The 25,013-nt window shown below is 65.3% G+C and carries 19 protein-coding genes; 7 read left to right on the top strand and 12 right to left on the bottom strand.

The genetic code is table 11. The features are described 5' to 3' along the window. Positions 1–103: 103 nt before the first annotated feature. From EV666_RS09795 to EV666_RS09785, 3 genes are all read right to left on the bottom strand, one after another. Complete coding sequence (locus tag EV666_RS09795) at positions 104–1,165, bottom strand: acyl-CoA dehydrogenase family protein (RefSeq protein WP_132006811.1); 1,062 nt, start codon at positions 1,163–1,165, stop codon at positions 104–106. A 1-nt stretch (position 1,166) separates the two neighbouring features. Next, positions 1,167–2,423 (bottom strand): CaiB/BaiF CoA transferase family protein, encoded by a 1,257-nt coding sequence (locus tag EV666_RS09790; protein ID WP_132006808.1) that lies wholly within the window; start codon positions 2,421–2,423, stop codon positions 1,167–1,169. A gap of 369 nt (positions 2,424–2,792) precedes the next feature. Beyond that, positions 2,793–3,554: an IclR family transcriptional regulator gene (locus EV666_RS09785; protein WP_132006805.1), complete on the bottom strand. Its 762-nt coding sequence runs from the start codon at positions 3,552–3,554 to the stop codon at positions 2,793–2,795. 175 nt (positions 3,555–3,729) lie between these two features. Between EV666_RS09785 and EV666_RS09780 the strand changes: the two genes are divergently transcribed. Beyond that, the gene (locus tag EV666_RS09780) at positions 3,730–4,560 is read left to right on the top strand and encodes an SDR family oxidoreductase (protein WP_132006802.1); all 831 of its coding nucleotides are present in this window, start codon (positions 3,730–3,732) and stop codon (positions 4,558–4,560) included. Positions 4,561–4,618: 58 nt separating this feature from the next. On the opposite strand, the gene EV666_RS09775 is transcribed toward EV666_RS09780, so the two are convergent. Both EV666_RS09775 and nikR read right to left on the bottom strand, forming a co-directional pair. Next, the gene (locus EV666_RS09775; protein ID WP_132006799.1) at positions 4,619–5,851 is read right to left on the bottom strand and encodes an MFS transporter; all 1,233 of its coding nucleotides are present in this window, start codon (positions 5,849–5,851) and stop codon (positions 4,619–4,621) included. A 230-nt stretch (positions 5,852–6,081) separates the two neighbouring features. Continuing rightward, positions 6,082–6,489: a nickel-responsive transcriptional regulator NikR gene (gene nikR, locus EV666_RS09770; RefSeq protein ID WP_132006796.1), complete on the bottom strand. Its 408-nt coding sequence runs from the start codon at positions 6,487–6,489 to the stop codon at positions 6,082–6,084. Positions 6,490–6,837: 348 nt separating this feature from the next. On the opposite strand from nikR, the gene nikA reads away from it, so the two are divergent. The 5 genes from nikA to nikE all read left to right on the top strand — a co-directional run bounded on the left by nikA (position 6,838) and on the right by nikE (position 11,942). Beyond that, positions 6,838–8,445, top strand: coding sequence for a nickel ABC transporter substrate-binding protein (nikA, locus tag EV666_RS09765; protein WP_132006793.1), 1,608 nt, complete (start codon positions 6,838–6,840; stop codon positions 8,443–8,445). A 71-nt stretch (positions 8,446–8,516) separates the two neighbouring features. Then, the gene (nikB, locus tag EV666_RS09760; protein ID WP_132006907.1) at positions 8,517–9,461 is read left to right on the top strand and encodes a nickel ABC transporter permease subunit NikB; all 945 of its coding nucleotides are present in this window, start codon (positions 8,517–8,519) and stop codon (positions 9,459–9,461) included. Beyond that, positions 9,458–10,366 carry a nickel ABC transporter permease subunit NikC gene (nikC, locus tag EV666_RS09755; protein ID WP_132006790.1) on the top strand — a complete coding sequence of 303 codons (909 nt, stop codon included), beginning with the start codon at positions 9,458–9,460 and terminating at the stop codon, positions 10,364–10,366. The genes nikB and nikC overlap by 4 nt, the downstream gene beginning before the upstream one ends. Then, positions 10,363–11,151, top strand: coding sequence for an ATP-binding cassette domain-containing protein (locus EV666_RS09750; protein ID WP_376884255.1), 789 nt, complete (start codon positions 10,363–10,365; stop codon positions 11,149–11,151). The genes nikC and EV666_RS09750 overlap by 4 nt, the downstream gene beginning before the upstream one ends. After that, positions 11,148–11,942 carry a nickel import ATP-binding protein NikE gene (gene nikE, locus EV666_RS09745; RefSeq protein ID WP_132006787.1) on the top strand — a complete coding sequence of 265 codons (795 nt, stop codon included), beginning with the start codon at positions 11,148–11,150 and terminating at the stop codon, positions 11,940–11,942. Before EV666_RS09750 ends, nikE begins: the two co-directional genes overlap by 4 nt. A 163-nt stretch (positions 11,943–12,105) precedes the next feature. Here nikE and EV666_RS09740 read toward each other — a convergent pair whose 3' ends face one another. From EV666_RS09740 to EV666_RS09710, 7 genes are all read right to left on the bottom strand, one after another. Further along, positions 12,106–14,250: a TonB-dependent receptor gene (locus tag EV666_RS09740; RefSeq protein ID WP_207906388.1), complete on the bottom strand. Its 2,145-nt coding sequence runs from the start codon at positions 14,248–14,250 to the stop codon at positions 12,106–12,108. A 200-nt stretch (positions 14,251–14,450) separates the two neighbouring features. Continuing rightward, positions 14,451–16,259 carry an ABC transporter ATP-binding protein/permease gene (locus EV666_RS09735; protein ID WP_132006784.1) on the bottom strand — a complete coding sequence of 603 codons (1,809 nt, stop codon included), beginning with the start codon at positions 16,257–16,259 and terminating at the stop codon, positions 14,451–14,453. Then, positions 16,256–17,146, bottom strand: coding sequence for a ChaN family lipoprotein (locus EV666_RS09730; protein ID WP_132006781.1), 891 nt, complete (start codon positions 17,144–17,146; stop codon positions 16,256–16,258). Before EV666_RS09730 ends, EV666_RS09735 begins: the two co-directional genes overlap by 4 nt. 126 nt (positions 17,147–17,272) lie before the next feature. Beyond that, positions 17,273–17,980: a ChuX/HutX family heme-like substrate-binding protein gene (locus tag EV666_RS09725; RefSeq protein ID WP_132006778.1), complete on the bottom strand. Its 708-nt coding sequence runs from the start codon at positions 17,978–17,980 to the stop codon at positions 17,273–17,275. A gap of 178 nt (positions 17,981–18,158) precedes the next feature. Further along, on the bottom strand, positions 18,159–20,525 hold the full coding sequence (locus tag EV666_RS09720; RefSeq protein ID WP_132006775.1) for a TonB-dependent hemoglobin/transferrin/lactoferrin family receptor: 2,367 nt from the start codon (positions 20,523–20,525) through the stop codon (positions 18,159–18,161). A 416-nt stretch (positions 20,526–20,941) separates the two neighbouring features. After that, a complete protein-coding gene (locus EV666_RS09715; protein WP_132006772.1) occupies positions 20,942–22,531 on the bottom strand; it encodes a fatty acid--CoA ligase in 1,590 nt (529 codons plus the stop codon). A 70-nt stretch (positions 22,532–22,601) separates the two neighbouring features. After that, complete coding sequence (locus EV666_RS09710; protein WP_132006769.1) at positions 22,602–23,810, bottom strand: ABC transporter substrate-binding protein; 1,209 nt, start codon at positions 23,808–23,810, stop codon at positions 22,602–22,604. Positions 23,811–24,109: 299 nt separating this feature from the next. On the opposite strand from EV666_RS09710, the gene EV666_RS09705 reads away from it, so the two are divergent. Continuing rightward, the gene (locus EV666_RS09705) at positions 24,110–24,865 is read left to right on the top strand and encodes a TetR family transcriptional regulator (RefSeq protein WP_132006766.1); all 756 of its coding nucleotides are present in this window, start codon (positions 24,110–24,112) and stop codon (positions 24,863–24,865) included. Positions 24,866–25,013 lie beyond the last annotated feature (148 nt).

The following is a 25,013-nucleotide window of genomic DNA, read 5'->3' as shown; positions in this document are numbered from 1 at the left end:
GAGCAGAACCGGTTCACATGAAACCAGCTTTTGCTATATCTGATTGAATTAACGCATAATTTTTTCAAGAAATGGCGGCCATTGCGTCTGCAAAGCGCGCCCGTCAGCGTGAGGCCAGCAGCGGCCAGAGCCGCTGGTCGCCGCCCGTGGCGACAAACTGGCCAAGCCGGACGCTCCACCAGGTTTCGTTGCCGAAATCATCGCGCCAGCCGAGCGCGCGCAATGTGAGCCGATGCAGCACATGCTCATCGGTGAAACCGATGGCGCCATGCACCTGGTGGGCGATGGCCGATCCGGTCCCGGCGGCCTCGCTGGCCCGGATCCTGGCCGACGCCGCCTCCAGCAGCGCCGCATCGCCCCTGACGCCCGTTTCACTGACCGTGTCCGCCGCCGACGCCGCGACAGCGACGGCGGCTGCAACCTCGCCGCCAAGCCTGGCGAGGTTGTGCTGCACGGCCTGAAATTTGCTGATCGGCTTTTCAAAGGCCACCCGGTCCATGGCGTAGCGAACCGAAAGGGCGAGCATGGTTTCCAGGGCGCCGGCAATCTGCTGGGCCCGGACAACAGCGCCCATCAGCATCAGGTCTTCGATGGCGATATCGACCGGCGCGAACTGGACAGGCTCCACAGCCGTGAACGACACGGTATTGGCGGGATCGCCGCCGAGGCCGGAGCCCGGCGCAACCTTCGCGTCCGCAGCGCGAACAAGCGCCACAGCCATGCCGTCCGGCCCATGGGCCAGCACGGCGAAATGCCCGGCTTGGGCGCCGAAGGGGATTGTGCGCGCGGAGCCGCTCAGGCGCCCCTCGGCGTCCATACGCAGGGGCGCGGCGTCCGGCGCCGCCGGAACCACGGTCATGGGACCGGCTGGCGCGGCCATATCCGCCTGCGCCAGCAACCATCCCGCCAGCATGGTCTCCGCCAGCGGCGCCGCCAGAGCGGCCCGGCCCGCGGCGCGCAATACGCCGAACGCCTCATCGAGCGGCGCGCCGGCGCCGCCCAGCGCTTCGGGAACCCAGGCGCGCGTCAGGCCCGTCTGCTCCAGCTCCGCCCACAGCCGCTGTTTCCAGGCGTCGGAGCGCGACAGGATGATGGTTTGCAGATCGGCAAGGTCGGCGAACATCCTGTCCGCCATGTCCACGATGAAACTGTCCGTATCCGCCATGTTATTTTCCTGATGACGCCGGGCTGGCGCCGGCGGGCTGTTGTTCGGGAAGCGGGCCGATCACGCCATCGGCCCGCAGCGCGGCGATCTCGGCTTCCGACATCTGCAACTCGTCCGCCAGCACGGCGTCCGTATCGGCGCCGAGCTGCGCCGAAATCGCGCCCGGCAGGCGGTCCGCGCCATGAAAACGGATGGGATTGCCCGGCAGGACAATGCGTCCGTGCTCCGGGTGGTCGATCCATTCCAGCATGCCGCGCGCGTGCATGTGCGGATCGTTGACGACCTCCACAAGGTCCCGGACCGGGGCGGACGGCACCTTGTGCCGCCGCAGGATGTCGCCAGCCTCGGCCCGGGTGAGATGTTTCATCCAGCCGGCGATCAGCCCGTCGGTTTCCTCAAGGTTGCGGACACGGGCCGTGCGCGTGGCGAAGCGGGGGTCATCGCGCAGGTCTTCCCGCCCGATCGCCGTCAACAGGTTGTCCCAGTGGGCCTCGCGGACGCCGATGATGGCGATATGGCCGTCGCTGGCCGCGTAGACATTGTATGGCGCGACGGCGAGGCCGCCGTGGCGGTTGCCGGTGCGCGGCGGCGTTGCGCCGTTGTTGTAGAAAAAGGTGAGATTGGAGGCGAGCGTCGGAAACAGCGTTTCCTGCATCGCCACCTCAACCAGCCGGCCAACGCCGGTGAACTGGCGCTCGTAAAGCGCGGTGACGATGCCGGCGTAAAGGTGGGTTCCGCTGAGGAAATCCGCCAGCGCCGGCCCCGCCTTCACCGGCGGCCCATCAGGAAAGCCGGTGACGCTCATGACGCCAGACACCGCCTGCACGGTGATGTCCATGGCCAGGTTGTCCCGGTCGGGACCAGACAGTCCGTAGCCGGTTCCCGACGCATAGATGAGACGCGGATTGAGCGCGCTGAGTTCGGACCAGCCTGCCCCGAACCTGTCCATCACTCCCGGCGCGAAGTTCTCGAGCAGAACGTCGGCGCCGCGCGCCAGGCGCTTCAGCACCGCGACGCCCTTCGGCGACTTGAGATCGAGGGTGATGCAGCGTTTGTGGCCGTTGAGCATGGCGAAGGGCGCGCCAGCGCCGCGGCTGACGCTGTTACGCTGGCGAACCGGCTCGCCGGTCAGCGGTTCGATCTTGATGACGTCCGCGCCGGCCTTCGCCATGAGCCAGGCGGCATATGGACCCTGGTAAACCTGCCCGAGGTCGATGACCTTCACGCCGTCAAGCGGCATGTTGCGCCGGGTCGCCATGGCGCGCGCTCCTTCACGAAACGGGCCAGCCGCCGCGCCGCCGTCGCAGACGGCAGGCGTAACCAACCCTGCAAAATATTTACGGGAGATATGATGAAGCTGGGGCTGAAGACCGCGCTCCGTCAGCCTTCGCGCGTCATCGCCGCCAGATAGCAGTGCAACGATGCGGCCAGGAACAGCCGGCATTTCCGTTATTGCTTTGCGCAGACATCGCCCAGCAACGATCTATATATGCTTTTTTCGCGCGCTCACGACGCTTCTCCCACTATCATCATCTGTTTACTTGCGATGTTGCGGGCAGCATGGGGCGAAGCGGCGGGCAAATCCACCTTTTTCAGGTCGATGTCGTCATTTGCATATATCTGAAAATTAATGGGCCATGTCCTCCCCCGGCAGAAACCGGGCGATGCCGTCGCGCATGGCGTTGAGAATATGATCCTGCTTTTCCAGCAATCGTTCGGAAGGACCGCCAACACCCACCGCCAGCAACCGGCCATGGCGCCGCTCGGGCAACAGCATGCCGATCACCCCGGCGCCCTCTGTCACCGTGTTCAGGGAAATGACATGACCGGCGGCGCGGATGTCGCGCAGGCGCTGCATCAGATCGGCGAAGACAATGCGTTTTTCGGGCGCGTCTTCCTCGATATTGATCCGGCGCACCAGCCTGTCGACGGCCTCCTCCGGCCGTGCGGCGAGGATGAGCTGGCCCAGACCCGACCGGGCCAGCGGCCGGATCGTTCCAGGCCGCATGGAAAACTGGATGGCGTGCGACGACGGCGCCACGTGCACATATTGCATGTAGAGGTCGCTTTGCGTGCCGATAATGACCGTCTCTTCCGTCTCCCGGTTCAGATAACGGATGAGGGCCATGATGCTGCCCTCGCCAAACAGCGCGCCCTGGACCCAGCCGCCCAGCTGCACGATGCGCATGGTCGGCATGTAGGTGCGCGTGTAGCGGTCGTAATCGAGGTAACCGAGCGTCACCATGCTCTTGAGCAGGGCCGAGGCGCTGGAGACGGGATAGTCAAAATAGCTGGAAACGTCCTTCAGGCTCAGCGGTCGCTGGACCACGTCGAAGTATTCGATAATGGCGAACAGCCGTCGCGCGGTCTTGATGACGTCGTCCGCCATGACGTGTCCGTCCCCTGTTCAGTTTCACATACATGAAACATTCATTCGAAATGACATGCAAGTTTCCTCCCCCGACGGCCGGCGCTATGACGGGACAGGTCCAGCGGCCATGGGCGACGCCCGGTGGGCGCGGCTCAGGACCCAACGCTTGGCAATCATCTCCGGGAGGATGTCCATGTTTCAGCCCGATCTGCTCGCCGGCAAGCGCGTGCTGGTCACCGGCGGCGGAACCGGCCTTGGCCGCGCCATCGCCCACCGCTATGCGGAGCTTGGCGCATCGCTGGTCTTGTGCGGTCGCCGCGGCGAGGTGCTGGCGGCGACGGCCGCGGAGATCACCGCCGCGACCGGCGCGAAGGTCGATGCGCAAACCTGCGATATCCGCTCTGGCGAGGCGGTCGAGGCCATGATGGAGCGCATCTGGCAGGATGGACCGCTCGATATCCTCGTCAACAACGCCGCCGGCAACTTCCTGGCGCGCACACAGCTGTTGTCGCATCGCGCCGTCGACGCCGTGTTGAACACGGTGCTGCACGGCGCGGCCTATTGCACCATTGCCTGCGGCCGGCGCTGGATCGCGGAGGGACGCCCGGGCGCGGTGCTCAGCATCCTGACCCTGTCCGCCCTGCAGGGCGCGCCGTTCACCGCGCCGTCGGCGATGGCCAAGGCCGGGGTGCTGGCGATGACCCGCAGCCTCGCTGTCGAATGGGGCCGCCATGGCATACGGCTCGTGGCCGTGGCCCCGGGCTCATTTCCGACGCCGGGGGCATGGAAGCAGCTCATGCCGGAGGAGCGGCGGAAGGCGCCGCTCGGCCGATCCATTCCCCTTGGCCGCCACGGCGAACACGCCGAACTGGCCAATCTCTGCGCCTTCCTCGTCTCGGACCAGGCCGGCTACATCACGGGCGAGGCGGTGGTGATTGACGGCGGCAAACGCTTTCTCGGCGGCGCTGGCCCCAGTGAACTGCTGGCCTGGACGGACGCGCAATGGGAGGCGTTGCGCGCCTGACCGCCATGTGCGGCCAGCGCCCACGCCCCGCGCGCCCGCCAGGGTCGGGGCGCGCCGGTCACGCCGCCCGCAACGCCGGCGGGCGCGACGGCCGGATGAGCGCGAACGTGATCTGCACGACGCCGCCGGTCAGGCCAAGCGCCACGCCCAGGCGCCAGGCCATGTCGTAGGAGCCGGACGCGTCGTACAGCAGCCCGCCGCCGAAGGCCCCGAGGAAGCTGCCGAGCTGGTGCACCATGAACGACAGCCCCTGGATCATCGCCTGCCAGCGGATGCCGAACATCTCGGCCACCGCGCCCGCCGCCAGCGGACTGACGCCCAGCCAGAGGAAGCCCATGATGGCGCCGAACAGCAGCGTCGAGCCGGGCGTCGGCGGCAACATGAAGTACCAGGCCAGGGTCAGCGAGCGCAGCACATAGATCAGGCCCAGCAGCGCGAGCTTGTTCCAGCGCTGGCCGGCCCAGCCGAAAAACAGGCTGCCGAGCACATTGAAGCCGCCGATCATGCCAAGGGTCTGGGCGCTCAGCATCGGGTCCATGCCGCAGATCGTCAGGTAGGACGGCAAATGGGTCGTCAGGAACACCAGCTGCATGCCGCAAACCATGAAGGCGACGCTCATGACCACGAAGGACATGTTGCTGTAGGCGGTTTTGACCACCGTGAACGGACTGACCGCGCCAAGCTCGTTCGCCGACGGTTTCGGCAATGGGATTTTGTCAACGCGGCCGGCATACCAGCTTGCCGGGAGCATCAGCAGCGACAGGACGACGAACCCGGCGAGCCCCGCGCGCCAGCCAAAACCGTCCATGAGCATCTGGCCAAGCGGCGCCGAGACCAGGGCCCCCAGCGAACCCGCCGCCGAGACGATGCCGAGCACGGTTGAGCGCACCGATTCCGGCACGGCGCGCGTGGTCACCGACATGCCAATGCCCGTCGCCGTGCAAGCCAGCGAGGCGCCGATCAGCACGCCGGCGCCAATGGTGACGCTGATCATGCCATGGGCCGTGGCCAGCAGGACAAGCCCGGCGCAATAGAACAGGGAGCCGATCACCATGATCGCCCGGAAGCCATGACGCACCGTCAGGGCGCCGGCGACCGGCTGCAGGAAGCCCCACGCCAGGTTCTGCACCGCCACCGCGAGGGTGAAATCGGAAACCGAAATGCCGATGTCCCGGGTCAGCGGCTGCATGAAGATGCCAAGGCTCTGCCGCAGGCCCATGCTGAGCGTCAGCATGAGGGAGGCGCCGATCAGGATCGGCAATGTGGGACGCAGGACTCGCAGCAACGCCATGGTTTCGTTTCCCCCAGGACCCCGGCGCCATCAGGGTCTGACGGTCGCTCCCGGGCCACGCCATGCTTTGCGCATGTGCGTTGTCATTCCCGGGCCAGCGCGTTGCCGCCCGCGATCATTCCGCAGGATGCACCCCGGCGCGGGCGATACAACGTCCATATTTGCAGGGGGGCAACGCGGCGGCGGCATTGCTGCCGGCGCCGCAGATTGCAGCGGCGCGCGGCTACCCCTCAGTCGCCCTGCTGGGGGATGATCTTCAGCTCCCCGTGCGCCACCGATTTCTGGGTAGTGATCCCGTCGGCGAAATGGCGGACGTCGGCGGCGGAGCCCTTGAGAATGCTGACTTCCAGGCAGCGGCCCGCATCGATATGGACGTGCAGCGACGCCACGGAAATATCGTGGTGATGATGGTGCGAACTGGTCAGGCGGCGCGCCAGATCGCGGGCTTCGTGATCGTAGACGTAGCTCAGAACGCCGAAGCAGGCGCCCATTTCGCCCTCGTCGAGCGCGACCTGCTTCATGCCGGCGCGCGCCAGGTCCCGCAGCGCTTCGGAACGGTTGGGATAACCGCGCCGGCGCATCATCTCGTCCAGTTCGACGAGAAGGTCGTCATCGATGGTGATGGTGATCCGCTGCATGCCGGCGCGGCCTCCTTCAGGTCAGTGGCCCAATACCCGCGCCCGCTGTTCGCGCCGGGCCCGGAAACTGTCGGCTCCCGGTTGCGGGCGCCCTCTGCATCCGGACCGGATCGCCAGCCCGGTCCTGTCCAGCGCGCCGGCGGCATACGCCGCGACGCCGCGAACCGCAATTCCCATCCGGTCATGGCGGCGCCGGTCAATGACCTTCAATCAATAGCCTGGTCTGTGGTTTTTCGGAATGCGGGGATGGACGCGCCACCCATATGATGTTTCGTTGAAAAATGCATACTATGGGGCAAACAGCCTCCCGCACGCCTGCGCCGGAACGGGCGCCAACCGGGATCCCGCATGATAAAACGCCTCATCATCGCCGTCCTGTTCGCGTCCAGCCTCGCGCCGGGCGCCGGCCCTTCCGCGATCGCCGCGCCAGCCGGCGCCGAGGGCCAGGCGCGCCTGAATTTCGCATGGCCAACCAACGTCGGGCCACTCAATCCGCATCTTTATGCGCCGAACCAGATGTTCGCCCAGGCCATGGTGTATGAGCCGCTGGTGCGCTACCAGGCTGGCGGGGCCATCATTCCCTGGCTGGCCACGTCATGGGACATCTCGGACGACGGCAAGGTCTATACCTTCCATCTGCGTCCCGGCGTCACCTTCTCCAACGGCGAGCCGTTCAACGCCGACGCAGTTGTCGCCAATATCCGGGCCGTGCTCGACAACCGCGCCAGCCACGCCTGGCTGGAGCTGGCCAACCGTATCGCTTCGGTGGAGGCGACGGGTCCGCTGACGGTCCGGCTGACGCTGCGTGAGCCGTACTATCCGGCCCTGCAGGAACTGGCGTTGCCACGGCCGTTCCGTTTCATCGCGCCGTCCCAGTTCCGCAACGGCGGCACGAAGAGCGGCGTCATTGCCCCCATCGGCACCGGCCCTTGGGTTCTGGCCCAAAGCGCGCCTGGCGAACACGACCTGTTCCGGCGCAATGAATCCTATTGGGGCGCCCGGCCGGGTTTCGCGGAGGTCGACGTGAAGGTCATGCCAGACGCCAACAGCCGCGCCCTCGCCTTCCAGACCGGCGCCATCGATCTGATTTATGGCTCTGAAGGCGCCGTCTCACCGGACGCCTTCGCGCGGTTGCGCCAGATGAAGGGCGTCGCCGCCAGTGTTTCCAGACCCATGGAGACGCTGGTGATCGCCCTGAACAGCAACGCCGCGCCCACCAATGACATCGCCGTGCGCAAGGCGATCAACCACGCCGTCAACAAGGACGCGCTGGTGACGCGGGTGCTGCACGGAACCCAGACGCGGGCCGACGCGCTGTTTTCGGCGGACACGCCATACGCCGACATCAACCTGAAGCCTTACGCATACGATCCGGCGCTGGCGGCGAAACTGCTCGATGACGCGGGCTGGCGGCTGGCGCCAGGGGCGCGCGTGCGAACGCGCGACGACGTTCCGCTGGAGGTGGATCTGGCCTTCACCGGCACGGACGCCCAGTCCAAAGCCATGGCCGAGGTCATCCAGTCGGATCTGGCGAAAACCGGCGTGCGGGTCAGGCTGGTGGGCGAAGAAGAGAGCAGCATCAACGCCCGGCAGCACGACGGCCGCTTCGGCATGATCTTCAGCCGCACCTGGGGGCCGCCCTATGACCCCCACGCCTTCGTCAGCTCCATGCGCGCGCCGGCCCACGCCGATTACCAGGCGCAGCGCGGCCTGCCGGACAAGGCCGACATCGACCGGCTGATCGGCAAGGCGCTTGGCGCCAGGGATGAGGCGGAGCGTCGGGCGCTGTACCGGGACATTCTCACGCGCCTGCATGAAGCGGCCGTGTATCTGCCGCTGACACACCTCACCGCCATCGCCGTGGCGCGCCCGGGCCTTGGCCCCACGCCGTTCGGCGCCATGGCCAGTGAAATCCCCTTCGACCAGATGGGCAAGACGCCGGAGAGCCGGCCATGAGCGCCCTCGCCGCAAAAAACCGGGATACAGAAGACCTGAATGTGAGAGCCCGGCGCAGGCGGGACTGGACCATGGCCGGCTTCATCGTGCGGCGCCTGCTGCTGCTGCCGGTGATGCTGCTGGCGGCGTCCGTCGTCATCTTCCTGATGTTGCGGCTTGGCCCGTCCGATCCGGCGCTGGATTACCTGCGCCTGTCGCGCGTGCCGCCGACGCCGCAGGCGCTCGATGAGGCGCGGCGCGCCCTTGGCCTCGACCTGCCATTGATCACCCAGTACGCCGACTGGCTATGGAAGGCGTTGCGGCTCGATTTTGGCCAGTCCTACGTGACCAGCCGTCCGGTGCTGCCGGATCTGCTGCATTATTTGCCCGCGACCCTGCAACTGGCCGGCGCGGCCCTGGTCATCACCCTCGCCATTTCAGCTCCACTTGGCGTGTGGGCCGCGCGCTATCGCAACGGGCTGCCGGACCAGATCGTCCGGCTGATCGCCGCCATTGGCGTGTCGATGCCCAACTTCTGGCTGGGATTTCTGCTGGCGCTGCTGTTCGCCGTGCACCTTGGCTGGCTGCCGGCCATGGGGCGCGACGGCTGGCGCACGCTGATCATGCCCGCCGCGGCCATTTCGTTCATGACCCTGTCGATCAACGCCCGGCTGCTGCGCGCCAGCATGCTGGAGGCGGCCGGCCAGCGCCATGTGACCTGGGCGCGGCTGCGCGGGTTGTCGCCGCGGGCGGTGGAGCGGTCGCACGTGCTGCGCAACGCCCTGCTGCCGGTGATCACCGCCACGGGCATGTATGTGGGGGAACTGATCGGCGGCGCGCTGGTCATCGAAAGCATTTTCGGCTGGCCAGGCGTCGGACGTTATGCGGTTTCGGCGATTTTCAACCGCGACTATCCGGTGATCCAGTGCTTCACCCTGCTGATGGTCGCCATTTTCGTCATCTGCAATCTCATCGTCGACATTATCTACGCGTGGGCTGACCCGCGCGTGCGGCTGGCGGCGGAGGGCGCGCCATGAGCAGTCTGGACGCAGAACTGGCGGGCGATCTCGCCAGCCATGACCTGATCCCGCCGCATGCCCATGGCCGGCGCGGCTTCTGGCGCGAGGCGCGCTGGCCGGCGCGGATCGCGGCCCTTGTCGTTGGCGCCCTGGCGCTCATCGCGCTGCTGGGCGCGTGGATCACCCCACACGACCCGGACGCCGTCGATCTCGCCATCCGGCTGCAACCGGCCGACGCGGCGCACTGGCTCGGCACGGATCATCTGGGGCGCGACATCCTTTCCCGCCTCATGGCCGGCGCCACCATGTCCCTCGGTTCGGTGGCGCTCGCCATGGCGCTGATCCTGACGGCCGGCGTGATCCTCGGCGGGACGGCCGGCTTCGCCGGCGGGCGCGTCGATCAGATGATCATGCGGGTGGCGGACGTATTCCTCACCTTCCCGACCATTGTCATGGCCCTGTTCATGGTCGGCGTGCTCGGCGTTGGCCTGACCAACGTCATCATCGCCATCGCCGTGACGCACTGGGCCTGGTACGCGCGCATGGTGCGCGGCATCGTGCTGTCGCTGCGGCGGCGGGATTTCATCGCCGCCTCGCGCCTCGCCGGCGCCAGTCCGACGCAAACCTTCATCCGTCACCTGCTGCCGGCGACCATGGCGCAATTGCTGGTGCTGGCCACGCTCGATATCGGCCACATCATGCTGCACGTCTCGGGGCTGTCGTTCCTTGGCCTTGGCGTCAGCGCGCCAACCGCCGAGTGGGGCGTGATGATCGCCGATGCCCGCGAATATGTCTGGACCGAACCTTTGCTGATGTTCTGGCCGGGCCTGGCGCTGTTCATCAGCGTCATGGCGCTGAACACTCTCGGCGACGCCCTGCGCGATCGCCTCGATCCCTCCCTGCGCGCGGAGCACGGACATTGACCCCTTCCTGTCTCGCCATCCGCGGTCTGGGCGTGGAAACCACGCGCCACGGCGCCGCCGTCAGGCTGGTCGACGACGTGTCGCTCGAGGTGCGCGCCGGGGAAACGCTTGCCCTCGTCGGAGCCAGTGGCTGCGGCAAGTCGCTGACCTGCGCCGCCAGCCTTGACGCCGCGCCGCCAGGGGTGCGGCGCACGGCCGGAAGCATCGCCATCGACGGCGTTGAACAGGCGCCGGCGGACATCCGCGGCCGGCTCGTCGCCACCATCCTGCAAAACCCGCGCAGCGCCTTCAATCCGGTGCGGACCATGCGCCAGCACGCCATGGAAGGCCCGGCGGCGCGCGGCGTTCCGGCGTCCGGCCGCGCGCAGCGCATCCGCGTCGCCATGGCGGACGCGGGGCTGGAAGACGCTGACCGCATTCTGGCGCTGCACCCGTTCGAAATGAGCGGCGGCATGTTGCAGCGCATGATGATCGCCCTGGCGCTCGCCAGCGGCGCGCCGTTCCTGTTCGCCGACGAGCCGACCACCGATCTCGACCTCATCGTCCAGCGCGACATCCTGGACCTGTTGCTGCGCCTGACCCGGGAGCAGGGCCTTGGCGTGCTGCTGGTGACGCACGACATGGGCGTCGTGGCGGCGCTGGCCGACCGGGTGGCGGTGATGGACGCCGGGCGCATCGTCGAAACCGGAGCGGTGATGGACATCTTCCACCGCCCGGCCCATCCGGTGACGCGCGGCCTGCGCGACGCCCACCTTTCCCTCTACCGCGACAGGAGCGCGGCATGAGCCTTCTCGCCGCGCGCCAGCTGTCGCGCGTCTACCGCAGCGGGGTCACCGGGCGTGACCGCAGGACCGTGCTCGACCAGGTCACCCTGGATATGAGCCCCGGCGAATGCGTGGCCCTGCTCGGCCGCAGCGGTTGCGGCAAAAGCACCCTGGCGCGCCTGTTGGCGGGGCTGGAGCAACCCGACGCCGGCGAGGTGCGCTTCGGCGGGCGGCCGCTGCCGACATTCGGCAAGGCCGATTGGCGCGCCTTCCGCCGCGCGGTGCAACTGGTGTTCCAGGATCCGGTGGGGGCGGTGAACCCGCGCGAAACCGTGGCGCAGATTATCGCCGAGCCCCTGCGCCATCTGCGCGGCCTGACCGGTCCGGCGGCAATGGAGCAGATACAGGGGTTGCTGCGGGCGGTGGACCTGCCGGCCGACGCCGCCGGGCGGCTGCCGCAACAGCTCAGCGGCGGCCAGCTGCAGCGGGTCTGCATCGCCCGGGCCCTGGCGGCGCAGCCGCAACTGCTGATTCTGGATGAAGCCGTCTCGAACCTCGATCTGCATCTGCAAATCCAGATGCTGGACCTGTTCGCCCGCCTGAAGGCTGACCGGGGCGTGAGCTATCTGTTCATCACCCACGACCTGCGGCTGGCGGAGCGCTTCTGCGACCGCGTGCTGGTGATGGACGACGGACGCATTGTCGAGGAAACCAGAGTGGGCGGAGCCTTCGCGCTGACGTCAAGGGAGGGCCGCGCGCTCCAGAACGCCGTCTTGCCAGCCATGCCGCCCCGGCGCGCCATGGCGGGATAATCCCCGGCTCATTTGCAGGTCAATTCCATTTCCGGGCCATTCCATTTCCGGGCCATTCCTGGCGGCGGCGGCCCGGGATCAAACGCCGCCCGCATGGAAACGGAGCCTCCCTCGGCGCTCCGGTTGGCGCGACGGCCTGGCGCCGCCCTGTCGAGGCCGCTCGTCAGAACGTCATGCGCAGGGTCAGCGAGGCGGTGCGCGGCGGGCCGAGACGCCACATGGATGAGGACAGTTCGTGATGCGCGGCGCCAGAGGTGGCGTAGATCGTATCGAACAGGTTGGAGACGTTGAAGTCGAGCTGCAACATCTCGTGCGGCTTCCAGCGCAGGCCGGCGTTGACCACCGTGTAGGCGGGCCGCGTCATGGTGTTGGCGTCATTGGCCCAGGTCTTGCCGACGTATTGCAGGCCGCCGAACACGGTCCAGTTGTCGAGGAATGTCCAGCTGGCCCAGATGTTGGCGACCCGGCGCGGCACATTGGCGGGCGTTTTACCAGTATAGTCGCCGTCGGCCTGGACGAAGTCATCATAACGGGCGCGCAGCATCACGCCATTGGCGTCGATGCGCAGGCCGTGCCCCAGATCAAAGCCGATGGCGGCCTCGACGCCTTCCGACGACTGCTGCCCGACCTGGCGCACAATGTTGTAGTCAAGCGGATCGCGCGACAGCATGTCTTTCTTGACGATGTGATAGGCTGAAAACGTCGCCTCGCCCCGCCCGCCGAGGAACGTCGCCTTTAACCCGCCCTCGATCTGCTCGCCTTGCGGCAGCTTGAAGTCTTTCAGGGCGTCCGTAAAGGAAATCAGGCTGGCGACGGGGTCGCTCGCCTTCGAATACTGGGCGTAGACCGCGAGATCCTTCACCGGCGTCCAGACCACGCCAATGCGCCAATTGACGGAATCCAGGGTTTTCGTCAGCGTATCGCCGGTGAACGGATTGTCCCGGCGCAGATGCGGGCTGTCGTAACGGACGCCGCCGATAATGGCGATCTGCTCATTCAGTTTCAGCCGGTTGTCGACGAACAGCGAATACTGGTCGAGCGTCGCGTCGATGGTCTGCTTGATCGTATAGGGACCGAAAAAGCCCGGCGCGCCGCCGAACAGCGGCACGATCGAGGAGCCGGGATAGGGCGAGTTGTCGTACTTTCGGAAATCCACGTGATTGACGTCGAAACCAACGACAGTCTCGTTGGCCATGCCAAGGATATTGCTGCGAACCGTTGCGTCAGTGCGGTTGCCGATCTGCCCGAATTCATGCCGGATGGCGATATAGTCATTGCGGATGATGTCGCGCGTCGCCGGCTGCCAGGTGTAATTCTCGACATTGCGCCAGTTCTTGTAACTGGAGACGTAATATGTGCGGCTGTTCACCTCGACGGTGTCGGAAGGCGTCCAGCGTGCGTGCAGCTGGGTGAGATTGTCCTTGAAGCGCAGGTCGTTGTCGGCAACGTTGAAATTACGCTTGCGCAGGCTGGAAAGCAGTTCGCCGTTGACCAGCGGCGTTGCGTAATAGGCCGTCGGTTCGTTGTAACCATAGTCTTCCGACAGGGTCAGTTGCAGGTCTTCGTTGACCTTCCAGGCGATGGCCCCCGAAAAGGCGAGCGAACGCGTGTCGTCGCCTTCGACCCAGCCGCGACTGCCCCGGGTGACCAGGCCGATATTGTAAGCGACGCGGTCGTTGATGGGGCCATTGCTGCTGACGCCAAGGCCAAACATGCCGAAGGAACCGGCCGACGTCATGATTTCATTGCGGCGTTTGTCGAACTGCGGCTTTTTCGGAATCACATTGATGGCGCCGCCGATGGCGCCTTCGCCGTACAGCACCGAGGCGGGGCCGCGCAGCACGTCGATGCGATCCACCGTCCAGGTGTCGAAGGGGAAGGTGATGGCGCCGCCGCCCGCATACATGCGCACGCCGTCATAGAGGCGGGTGATGGAGGTCGCGCCGGTGAAGCCACGCATGGACAGCGCGGTTCCGCCGTTGCCGGGCTCGCCGATGAACGTCACGCCGGTGGCGTTCTGGGTGATGGCCTGTTCAATATTGGTCTGGCCGCGATCCTGGATGGTCTGGCCGCTGATGACATCGACGCTGGCCGGCGTTTCCATGGGCGTGAGGTTGAGGCGGCTGCCGGCCTGGGTCGGCGTGTTGAGATTGAGACCTGGCCCCGGTTGCCCCTGACCGGTAACCGAAATGGTGTCCAGCGCGATCACGCCCGCGGCGGTTCCGCCCTGCTCCTCCGCGCCCGCCGGATTGGACGCCAGCGCGCCCGCCATGGCGAGGCTGGCGACAGCCGAAAAACAACGCAACATGCCCTGCCCCCAAGTATGACGTTTTAAACTGAACATCATACCTGAGATTTGTCCATAGCCTGCGCGCAAGGCGGCATGAATTGCAGCTGCAACGTTTCCGCCGGCGCAGCAACGGCTGGCGACGCGATCGCCAAAGACAGGACCGGGCAAAGCGGCGCCCGCCTTGCCCGGAAGCCTTCCGCAATCGCCGCCTTCCCGCCCTATGCCGTCGCCGCGCGGAGCCGGGCTACATCCACGGCCTCCTCCGGCTCTGCCCAGGACAGGTCAATGGTCCGCACCGGGCCGGACAGGGGCGGCGGCCGGTGGGTGACGATGACCAGGGTCGCGCCGGGCAGACGGCGTCTCAGCAACTGGAACAGCTCGCGCTCGGCCTCCCGGTCAAGCGCGCTGGTCGCCTCATCGAGAAACACCCAGTCCGGCGCCGAGGCCAGCACGCGGGCCAGCATCAGCCGCTGCTGCTCGCCGCCAGAAAGCCCCTGCGGACTGCTGTGGGCGATGCAACGGCCGTGCGCGCAGGCGGTTTCCGCGCTGGCCGGCGCCCAGGTCGCGGCGCGGCCGCCAAGGCCGACAAGTTGCAGGAGCGCCTCCGCCTCGGCGATGGTGAACGCCCGTTCTCCCGGCCGGGCCATCTCACCCTCCGCAAGCAGGCGCGCCGGATAGACCGCAGCCTGGTGCAGATCGCCGAGGGGCAGATAAGGGTGTTGCGGCAGGAACATCGTTCTGCCCGAGGGGCAGACGATGTGGCCCTCGCCATGGCGCCACATGCCGGCCAGCGCCTTGAACAGGGTGGATTTTCCCCGCCCCGAGGCGCCGCGCAGCCACACCGTCTCGCCGCGCGACACGGTGAAATCCGGAATGCGCGCGATAACGCCGCCGTGGGGCGATGTCAGGGCAAGGCCGCGCGTCTCCAGCCGCTCAACATCGCCATGAGTGACGGCGATGCCGGAGGGCGCGCGCGCCGCGTCGCCCATGCGGATGCGGAAACCATCTAGCCGCCGCGCCGCCGAGACGAACTCAGCCAGGTCGTGATAGGAAAAGATGAACCACGACATGGTCTGGGTCACCTGCTGGAAGGCGACATTGAGCTGCATCAGCCCGCCGAGCGTCACATTGCCGGCGAAGTAGGCCGGCGCCGCGAGAAACAGCGGCAGGCGCATGGTCGACATCATGTAGGGCCGGATGAAGCAGCCAACGATGAACTCACGCCGGATGAGGTGGCGCCAGTTATCGACGATGCGGCCAAAGCGCTGGTCGAGAATCCGCCGCTCGGCCGGTTCGCCGGCCTGCAGGCTGACGGCGCTGCTGGTTTCCCGCAGCCGGCTGAGCGCATAGCGGAAATCCGCCTCGCGATGCTGCTGTTCCATGTTCAGCGTCATCAGTCGCGCGCCCAGCACATGGGTGGCGAGGCTGGACAGCAGCACATAGACCGGCGCCGCCCACACCATGTAGCGCGGAATTTCCACGTCGAGACCGATGAAGCCAAGCGGCAGCGAGAAGGTCGACAGCGACCACAGCACGCTGAAATAGGTGAACAGCCCCACCACCATGGTGATGACGTCAAGCGCCTCATTCAGCAGCCGGCGCACGAAAATCTCGCAATCCTCGGCAATGCGCTGGTCAGGGTTGTCGATGTGATTGTCCGGGTGGCCGGCGTGGGCCAGGCGCCAATGGGCGCGGGAGTTGAGCCAGGCGTCCAGCATCGCGCTGGTGAGGGCCTTGCGCCAGTGCATGATGCCGATCTTGCGCACCCAGATGGCAAGCAGCGCCTGGCCAGACCCCAGCGCGATCAGGATCAGGAACACGCCGATCTGGGTCAGCGCCGCCGCCGCGTCCATCTTCTGCAACGCATTGTAGAACGCGGCGTACCACGCGATCATGCGCACGCTGATGTAGACGCCGGCAAGGTTCAGCGCGAGCACCGCGCCGAAACAGATCAGGCCCGCCCGGCCCCCCGACCCTGACAGGCACAGGCGAAACAGCCCCCAGATGCAGATGACGAGGGTTTTCATGACGCGGCCTGGCCGCCTGCCGGAACTGGCCGTGGCTTGCGCTCCGCCGGCGGCTCTGGCGGATCAAGCCGGAACAGGGCGTCGGCCATGCCGCGGGTCTTCTCCAGCGCGATCGCGTCCGCGCTGCCCGGCAGCAGCACGCCGATGCTGTCAACGCCGAGATCCCTCAGCTGGAACGGCGTTCCGTGGCCAAACTCCAGATGGCCACGACCGATGACGCCGATGACCAGCAGGCCGGGATCAGCCGTCAGGGCGTTGGCGATGTTGCAGGCGAAAGCCCGGTCCCAGCACTGCTGGGCGCGCCAGAAGCGCGCGAAGGCCGGGTCATCCGGGCCAGAGACGGCGGAGCGGCGAACGCCCAGACCCCACAGATAACGGCGATATTCCGCTGTCGCAGGCGCGGCGGGGGTAAGACCATCGCGCTCGCCTTCCGGGATCGCGTCCCAGCCTTCGACGCCGACGCGCGTGACCAGCGGACGGTGGCAGTTCAGCGCCAGCATGCGTACCTTCTGCTGCCGGCAGAAATAAAACAGCGGCAGATAGATCTCCGGCGGAAAGCCCCACACCGCGTCCCATTCGCTGGCGACGAGGAATTCCGCCGTGGTCAGTTTGCCGTCAACCCATTCGTCCAGTACGGGCTGCAGCCGGCGCGGAAACATCTCGAACCCCACGGCCATATGCGGGCGCAGGGTATGCAGGAAGGCGCACATGTGCGTCTGCCAGCGATGAATTTCAGCGATATCGTGGGTTTCGCCGAGCAGCACCACGCTCTTGCTCGCCATCGCCCGCAGCACGGCGTCCTGTGGAATCTGCAGGCCCGTGTCCGGAGAGATCCAGGTGGCGGGCGCATGGGCGGCGCGTGACGGGGAAACGGCCTGGCTGGTCATGGCGACATCCTGTGCGATGAAGGAACTGGCGGCTGCGGGGCTGACATCGGCCCCGCCCTGGTCGCGATCTCGGGTAACCGTGGGTCGGGAGCGCCCGCCGCATGGCGGCCGCCCCAGGCCATGGCCTCAAAGGCCGATGTCGCCGCGCACGGTCAGACCGGTCGGCGCGCCATGCGCGTCGAGGGCCGTCCAGACCGCCTCGCCACCGGCGCCTTCGCGACGCCAGTCCGCGACGGCCCCGCCCTTCAGGTGCAGATGGAAATCGGGACGCATCACATTGATGAAACCCATGCCGGGTTTGACGCTCTCCGCAATCCCGCTCCATGCCTGGCGGAACCCCGGACCCTGCACGGCGATGGTGATCGGGGCCGCCTTCTCAACGGCGCGTGCGAAAGGCGACAGACCTGGATCCTGTTCATCCAGTTCCTTTCTCTCAGGCGTTTCCCGGGGATCGGCGGCCGGCGCGGCGCTTTCCGAAAGACCCTCGAGCGCGGCGTTGAAGCTCTTCAGGCCGCCTTCCATGACGATAATGCTGAAGATGACCTCGCCGGATTTGTCGCGAAAATCGATGCGCGGCAATTCCAGGTCCTTCATCTTCCCCGAACGGTCGGCAATGACGGAGGCGATCGCGCTGGCGCGAACGCGGGCGTCATGGCAGGCGCCGCCGCAGACGATGTCGTCGCCGTCCCTGGCGACAGTTTCCAGGCGACCGATGCGCTCGTGGGTGGCGCCGCCGAAGCGGAAAACCTGCATCACCCGTGGAATCGCCGGCACGCGCCGCAGCACGTCAAAGGCGGTTTCGTTGATGAGGGTGCGTTCAGAAGCAGTGGTCATGTCGGCATATCCGCAAACTGTGGGCGGGCGCGGAACGAAGCGTTCACGCCCCAGGAGGCTTTCGGGAGAGGACGCCGGCGGCGCCATGCCTGTCCGGAGGTTGACCGACCGGTGGCGACGCCGGCGGCGGGAGCGTCTGCCGAGAGGGCAAACGCTCCTGCCTTCAGTCTTGCGTCGGTCAGAAATTGGCGACGGCGCTGATGCGGAAGGTGCGGCCTGGCGCGGTCTGCAGTTCCAGCGGGTTCTGGATCGCCACGGCGGTGGACGGAACCAGCGCGTAGTTGCCCCACAACGGCGCCTTGAAGTACCGGCGATCGAACATGTTCAACATCGCCGCCCGGATCGTGAAGGTGTCGTTGATCTTCCAGTTCACGTAGGCGTCGAACACCGCATAGCCGCCCGGCCTGTAAATGCTGTCCGTGCTGGCGCGGCTCACGCCCTGGGCCAGAATGCTGCGCAATTCCGCCTCAAGTCCCCATTCCGGCTTCATCCACTTCACGCCAAGCGCGCCATTGAGCGGCGAAACGGAATCATAGGGAACATAGGCGTCGCCCGCCTCGTATTTCTGCTTGCCATACTGGTAAGACAACGCGCCATTCACCGCCCAGTTTTCGTTGAACTGGTATTCGGCGGAGGCCTCGATACCCCAGATCTTCACCGAACTGAGATTACGATAGGTGTATGTATTTGGGAATATTTCGTAGAAACTCTGGATGAAATCGGTGTAATCCGCCTTGAACGCGCCGACAGAGAACCAGCCCTTCTCGAACTTCCCGCGCAGGCCGGCCTCGTAGGACCGGACGCTTTCTGGCTTCAGATCAGGGTTCGGAATAATGGTCGAGGAGACCGACGGCAGCGAGGAGAACAATTGCTGGGCGGTCGGCATCTTGAAGCCTTCCGCATAGCGGCCATAGATCGAGAAATTCTCCGTCAATTTAAAAACAGCGCCGATTTGCGGAATGATCTTGCTGGAATCCAGTTCACGCGGCTCGCGTCCCTGCACGATCTTGTAATCGCTATCCGGGCGTGGGCTGATATTGTAGTTGGCCCACCGCACGCCAGGCGTGACGATCAGCCGGTCGCCGAACATTCTGATCTCGTCCTGGATGTAGAGGTCGGCGCGCCAGGTGTCGGAATTGGCGAAATTGAAGCCACCGGCGCGGGTTTCGGTCGTGGTGTTGCGGGTGCGATTGTAGACCGTGCTCTGACGGAAATAATCCGTGGTGGTGTAGTCCCCCTGGAAACCGTAGGTCAGGTTGTGGCGCGCGCCCAGCAGGTCAAAGTGCGAAGACAACTGGACGTCGCCCTGCAGGAAGTCTTCCTGGTAATCCAGAATATCATTGGTGACGACATACTGGCGCGACGCGTTGATCTGGTGACGCCAGCTGTCGAGCGCCCGCTTCTGCGGCGAATAGGAGACGTTCCAGCGCACATTGTCGAGGAAGGGCGCATTGACCTTCCAGTCATGGGTGAACGCGATGCGGTAACGCGTCTGGTCCTGATTCCGGTTATACTCGCCATTGTAGGCGATCGCGCCCTGCCGGCCGTAGTCATACATCTGGAATACGGTGGCGTCTGACGAAAACATTTCGCCAGTCAGCTTGAACTCGTGATCGGCTGTCGGGCGGAACACCAGCTTGGACAGCATGTTCCAGGTGGTCCCACTGAGTGGGTTCAGTTCATTGCAGCGAATGGCGTCGGCGAGGCGGGGGCACCCCCAGAACCCACCGTCGGCGCGGGCGCGGCCCAGCTTGCCCTCATTGTAGGTTTTCTGGTTGACGACGACGATGCCCTGCCATTGCGGATTGAACTGGGCCGCGAACATCGCTGTCTTGCTGAAGGAATTGTCGAAACTGTCGAATGACGTTTCGACACGGCCAGCCCATGGCTTGCCCCTGTTGCCCAGCAGGTCGTCCGGATCAAGCGTGCGGAAGGCGACGATGCCGCCCAGCGCGTCCGCGCCCCACAGCACCGAGCCAGGCCCGCGCACGATCTCCACCGCCTTCAGCGTCGGCATGTCGGTGAAATTGCGGTTGCCGTCGGTGATGCGTTCCTGGATGCGCGCGCCATCGATCTGCATCTGCACCCGGTTGCCGCCCACGCCACGAATGGTGAAGCCGCCCAGATTGCCCCAGGGATCGGTGGCTGTCGTCTGACGGTCGACCGAGACGCCGGGCTGGTAACGCACCAGTTCCTGATTGTTGTTGATCTGGTGCTGGTCAATGGTCTCGCGGCTGATGACATTGACCGTGCCGGGAATGTCCAGCAACTGCGTCGGCTGGCGCGTGGCGGTGACCGAGATCATGTCGAGCTGGATCTCGGCGCCAGCTGGCGTTTCCGCTGCCGGAGACGCCTGGTCTGGAACCGCCGCCTGTCCCTGCCGGGGTTTTTGCGGCTGCGCGGCGGGAGCCGCGCTCGCGGCCGCGCCGCCGGCCGTCCGGCTCCCCGTTTCCTGTGCGATCGCCGGCGCCATGAAAGCGGCCATCAGCGCCGCCACGCTCGCGCCCCGCGACAGGTAACCTGCCGCCCCATAAATCTGCGTCACCTGACGTCCCCTGCCGGTTTCCGTAATACTGGCAGCCTTAAAACGGGAGTCCGCGACAGGAACAACGTTTATCTTTTAGAATAGAACAGATGTATATCTATTCTAAATTGAACTAATTATTAGATCTTTGAATCTAAATGAATTTTGTTCTTATTAGATTTGGAATTATTTCAATAAAAATCAGGAGATTCGATATTTTCTGTGGATAACTCATCAAATCTCGCTCATTTTGAAAGACACGGCGACGCGAATTTGCCGTTCCGTAAATCGGCGCGCGATCAACGCGCCCGACGTGCGGAGCGACCATGCCGGCCTCCTGATGCATCCAGGCGGCGCGTCCCGCGTCCTCCGCCCATAAAAAAGCGCCGGCGCGAAACCGGCGCCGGCGCACAGTGCGTGTTCCCCGTTGAGACCGTTCAGTTCACCTGACGGGAATAACCGGCCCAATAGGGCTCGCGCAGGGTGCGGCGCAGGATCTTGCCCGAGGCGTTACGCGGCAGCAGGTCAATGAAGTCGACGGACTTCGGCGCCTTGAACGCGGCGATCCGGGTGCGCACGAAGCCGATCAGCTCCTCTTCCGTCACCTCCCTGTCCGGCCGCAGGGCGACGATGGCTTTCACCTCCTCGCCCCACTTCTGCGACGGAATGCCAATCACCGCCGCCTCGGCCACCGCCGGGTGGCTGCTGATGGCGTTCTCGACTTCCGCCGGATAGATGTTCTCGCCGCCGGAGATAATCATGTCCTTCATCCGGTCGTGGACGTAGAGATAGCCGTCCTCGTCCATATAACCAGCGTCGCCGGACTTGAACCAGCCGTCAGCGGTCATGGCCGCCGCCGTGGCTTCCGGCAGGTTGTAGTAACCCACCATGTTGGATGGCGACCTGATGGCGATCTCACCGATTTCGCCTGGCGGCAAGGACTTGCCATTGTCGTCGAGGATGGCGATCTCGACTCCCGGCAGGGCCTTGCCGGCGGAGCGCATGCGCGGCGTCTCCTCCATGGTGTGATCTTCCGGAGGCAGCACGGTGACCGTGCCGGTGGTCTCGGTCAGACCATACGCCTGGATAAAACCGCACTTGAACACTTCCATGCACTCCATCAGCAGGGCGTGCGGCATGGGGCTGGCGCCATAGGAAATTGAGCGCAGGCGGGAGTAGTCGATCTCCCGGGCGCGCGGCTGGCGCACGACGAACTGCAACGCCGCGGGCACCATGAAGAACTTGTTGACCCCATCCTTGTCGATCAGGTCCAGCACCTGCATCGGGTCGAATTCGCGGGTGATGATGGCCTTCACGCCGTAATACATCACCCAGATGCCGAAGCCGGTGCCGCCGATGTGACCGTTGGGCATGGCGACGAGGCCGATATCGTCCTCGTACCAGTGCATCCATTCGTCCTCGGCCTCATCCTGCAACCGCCGCATGCCGAGGAAATTGTTATGGGTCAGCAGGGCCCCCTTCGGGCGTCCGGTGGTGCCGGAGGTGTAGAGCTGGAGGAAAGGCTCGCCGAGGGCGCACTCGCGATGCGGATCCGTATCCGGCTGCGCCGCGCGCCATGAGGTGAGGTCAGCCCATTCCGGCGCGCCGCCCTCCATGGCGACGACGCCCTGCAGGCCGGAACATTCAGCGGCCACCTGACGGCCAAGGTCGATGAATTCGGGGCCGACGAACAGCAGCTTTGCGCCGGAGTCCTGCACGATGTAGGACACCTCCGGCGGGGCAAGACGCCAGACCACCGGAACGAGGACAACCCCAGCCTTCATGCAGGCGAACACCAGCTCGAAATAAAGGTCCGAGTTCTTGCCCACATGGGCGACGCGGTCCCCCGGCTTCAGACCGGCCGCAATCAGGGCGTTGGCGATCTGGTTGATGTGCCGCTCACGCTCCGCATGGGTCGTGAACCGCCCCTCGAACTCGGTCGCGATCGCATCGCCGCGCTCGCGCGCGTGCACCCGGGGGATATCCGCCAGCGTCGTCAGGTCATCGTGAAGCTTGATGTTCTGCATGGGTCTTCTCAACAGGAGGCCTGGAGGGCGGGAAACGCCCCGGACAGCGGCCGCGTCCGGAGCATCAGGATTATCGCGCGCTGATGACGTCGCCGACCGGAACCCAGTCGTCTTTCTCGAAGCGCATCAGCTGCATTTCACGGATGGGCGCGAAATTTTCAGGATTGTTGGTGTATTTCACGCCTGGCCGCAGCCCGGGGATTTTGACGTCCTTCAGGTTGGTGGCGATCTTGATGATATTTTCACGCGTCAGGTTGTCGCCCGCCTCGCGCAGGACATGGGCCATGACATGCGACAGCATGTACATGGAGAAACCGATTTCATTGGAAATATCTTCGTTTGGCAGATACTTCTTCATGAACGCCAGATAGCCCTTGACGTCCGGGTCATTGGCCCAGTTCGGGCTGGAGATCTGCTTCATGGCGCTGGCCGTGAGCAGACCCTGGACGTTCTCCAGTCCCGCCGCGTTCAGATAAACCCGCCCGGCGGACGGGCTGCAGATGAAATGCATCGGCTTCCAGTTGATCTCGGCCAGCTTCTTGAGCGACTGCGAGGTCGCCTTGCCGAGCGTCACATTGAAAAACACATCCGCGCCGGTGTCGCGCGCCGCCAGGATCTGGCTATCGATTGTCGGATCGGCGAGTTCATAGGTGAGCTCCTTGACGATCATCCTGTCAGCCCTGTCGCCAAGACCGCGCTTGAGGCCCGCCACGTAATCCTTGCCGAAGTCATCATTCAGATACAGAACGACGATCTTTGAATCCGGCTTTTCCTTTGCCAGATACTTGCCGTAGATGACCGCTTCATCAATGTAGCTGATGCTGCTTGGCGTCGTCCACGGAAAGGCCTTGGGCTGATTGAACTTCGACGCGCCGGTGCTGACCATCAGCTGCGGAATTTTCTTCTGGTTCAGATAACGCTGCACGGATGTCTGCGCCGCGGTGCCGACGCTGGCGAAGGTGGCCAGCACCTCGTCCTGCTCCACCAGCTTGCGGGTCTGCTCGACGGTCTTCGGCGGCGAAAAGGCGTCGTCCAGCGAGATCAGCCGCACCTTGCGGCCGTTGATGCCGCCCTGCTCCTCGTTGAGCATCCGGAAGTAGGCCTGCTCGACGCGGCCCTGAATGCCATGGGCTGAAAGCGGCCCACTGTAGGGCACGGTGTTGCCGAGCCTGATCTCGGTGTCGCTGGCGCCCGTGTCGTACTTCTTCTCAGCCTGCGCGGCGCTGGCCGCAAACATGAGTACGGCCGCCGCAGCCGTGGCGGTGCGCAGAAATTTCATTGCTGGTCCTCCCAAACCCTGACTTTTTCATTTTTTGCGGTCTGTCGCCGGAGGCCGCCATGGACGACGGAAACGACGCCAGAGCGCCACTGGCTTAACCCAGTTTTGTAACGCGTTCCACTTTTCTCACACAGCCTGCGCCGCGTGAACCTGGAGCCTGTCGCGCGGCAGGCATCAAGCCAGGCTGCCTGGCCAGCGCCGGCGACCGCGGGAACATGTGAGAGATCCGCCGAACGTTCGGCAACGCCTTGTAAATTCGTACTTTTTATAATTGATCTATCACTTGATATACGAACTATATGAAGAGAATCCACCGGGCGCAAGCGCTGCAAGGCGGGAACTCAATGTTTGAAGAACACCAGCACGTCCGACGACAGCGGCGGAAAAACGGAACGGCGGCGCGCCCAAGGCGCCAGCCGCCGGCCGACACGCGCCCGCGTATTCTGGACGCGGCGATGGAGTGTTTCGCGCAGCGGGGTTTTTCCGGCGCCACAACACGCGCGATCGCAGCGGAGGCCGGCGTCACCCTGCCGGCGATTGCCTATCATTTCGGTAACAAGGAAGGGCTGCATCACGCCTGCGCCCGGGTCATTCTCGGCCGCTACCAGGACCGCATGTCGCCAGTAGTCACCGCAGCGCGGGCCGCCGTGCGATCCGGCGCGCTCACGGCCGCTGGAGCACGGGACATTCTGCTCGAGATCATGCAAGGCCTGATCGAGGCGTTCATGCAGGAGGCGGGCGAGACACACCAGAGTCGTTTTGTGTCGCGGGAATTGAGCGACCGGGGGCCGGCCTATGAATACCTGATGAAGGAACTGTGGCGACCTGGCGTGCTGCTGGTGGCGGACCTGCTGGCCATCGCGTCCGGTCGCGACGCAACCACCGACAGGGACAAGACTGCGGCGCTCATGTTCCTGTCATCCCTGACCGCCCTGTCGAACCAGTCGGCGATTTCGCTGTCCATCCTCGACCGCAGCCGGTTTACCGACAGCGACAGGGTGATCGCAGGCCAGCTGGCCGGCGGAATGATCGACGGGCTGCTGGAACACGGATAACCCGCCCCGGATCACGGGGTGGCCGGCGCGTGTCTGCAGACCAGGCTCCGCAGGACCTGTCGATGACCTGGCCAGCCAGCGCCGCCAGCGCCATGCACCGGACCGGACGAACGCCGCGCATAAAAAAAGCCCGCCGGAATACCGGCGG

It is taken from the genome of Camelimonas lactis (assembly GCF_004342915.1).
Taxonomy (GTDB): domain Bacteria; phylum Pseudomonadota; class Alphaproteobacteria; order Rhizobiales; family Beijerinckiaceae; genus Camelimonas; species Camelimonas lactis.
Note: the sequence above shows the minus strand (reverse complement) of the source record. Positions and strands in the feature narration are given on the sequence as shown.

Excerpts from the sequence above, each read along its gene's own strand:
- EV666_RS09715 (WP_132006772.1), bottom strand. The coding sequence starts at position 22,531 with ATGCAGAACATCAAGCTTCACGATGACCTGACGACGCTGGCGGATATC.
- nikB (WP_132006907.1), top strand. The coding sequence starts at position 8,517 with ATGGCCGGCTTCATCGTGCGGCGCCTGCTGCTGCTGCCGGTGATGCTG.
- nikA (WP_132006793.1), top strand. The coding sequence starts at position 6,838 with ATGATAAAACGCCTCATCATCGCCGTCCTGTTCGCGTCCAGCCTCGCG.
- EV666_RS09740 (WP_207906388.1), bottom strand. The coding sequence starts at position 14,250 with ATGTTGCGTTGTTTTTCGGCTGTCGCCAGCCTCGCCATGGCGGGCGCG.
- EV666_RS09795 (WP_132006811.1), bottom strand. The coding sequence starts at position 1,165 with ATGGCGGATACGGACAGTTTCATCGTGGACATGGCGGACAGGATGTTC.
- EV666_RS09710 (WP_132006769.1), bottom strand. The coding sequence starts at position 23,810 with ATGAAATTTCTGCGCACCGCCACGGCTGCGGCGGCCGTACTCATGTTT.
- nikE (WP_132006787.1), top strand. The coding sequence starts at position 11,148 with ATGAGCCTTCTCGCCGCGCGCCAGCTGTCGCGCGTCTACCGCAGCGGG.
- EV666_RS09780 (WP_132006802.1), top strand. The coding sequence starts at position 3,730 with ATGTTTCAGCCCGATCTGCTCGCCGGCAAGCGCGTGCTGGTCACCGGC.
- EV666_RS09730 (WP_132006781.1), bottom strand. The coding sequence starts at position 17,146 with ATGACCAGCCAGGCCGTTTCCCCGTCACGCGCCGCCCATGCGCCCGCC.
- EV666_RS09785 (WP_132006805.1), bottom strand. The coding sequence starts at position 3,554 with ATGGCGGACGACGTCATCAAGACCGCGCGACGGCTGTTCGCCATTATC.
- EV666_RS09775 (WP_132006799.1), bottom strand. The coding sequence starts at position 5,851 with ATGGCGTTGCTGCGAGTCCTGCGTCCCACATTGCCGATCCTGATCGGC.
- EV666_RS09725 (WP_132006778.1), bottom strand. The coding sequence starts at position 17,980 with ATGACCACTGCTTCTGAACGCACCCTCATCAACGAAACCGCCTTTGAC.
- nikC (WP_132006790.1), top strand. The coding sequence starts at position 9,458 with ATGAGCAGTCTGGACGCAGAACTGGCGGGCGATCTCGCCAGCCATGAC.
- EV666_RS09705 (WP_132006766.1), top strand. The coding sequence starts at position 24,110 with ATGAAGAGAATCCACCGGGCGCAAGCGCTGCAAGGCGGGAACTCAATG.
- nikR (WP_132006796.1), bottom strand. The coding sequence starts at position 6,489 with ATGCAGCGGATCACCATCACCATCGATGACGACCTTCTCGTCGAACTG.
- EV666_RS09735 (WP_132006784.1), bottom strand. The coding sequence starts at position 16,259 with ATGAAAACCCTCGTCATCTGCATCTGGGGGCTGTTTCGCCTGTGCCTG.
- EV666_RS09790 (WP_132006808.1), bottom strand. The coding sequence starts at position 2,423 with ATGGCGACCCGGCGCAACATGCCGCTTGACGGCGTGAAGGTCATCGAC.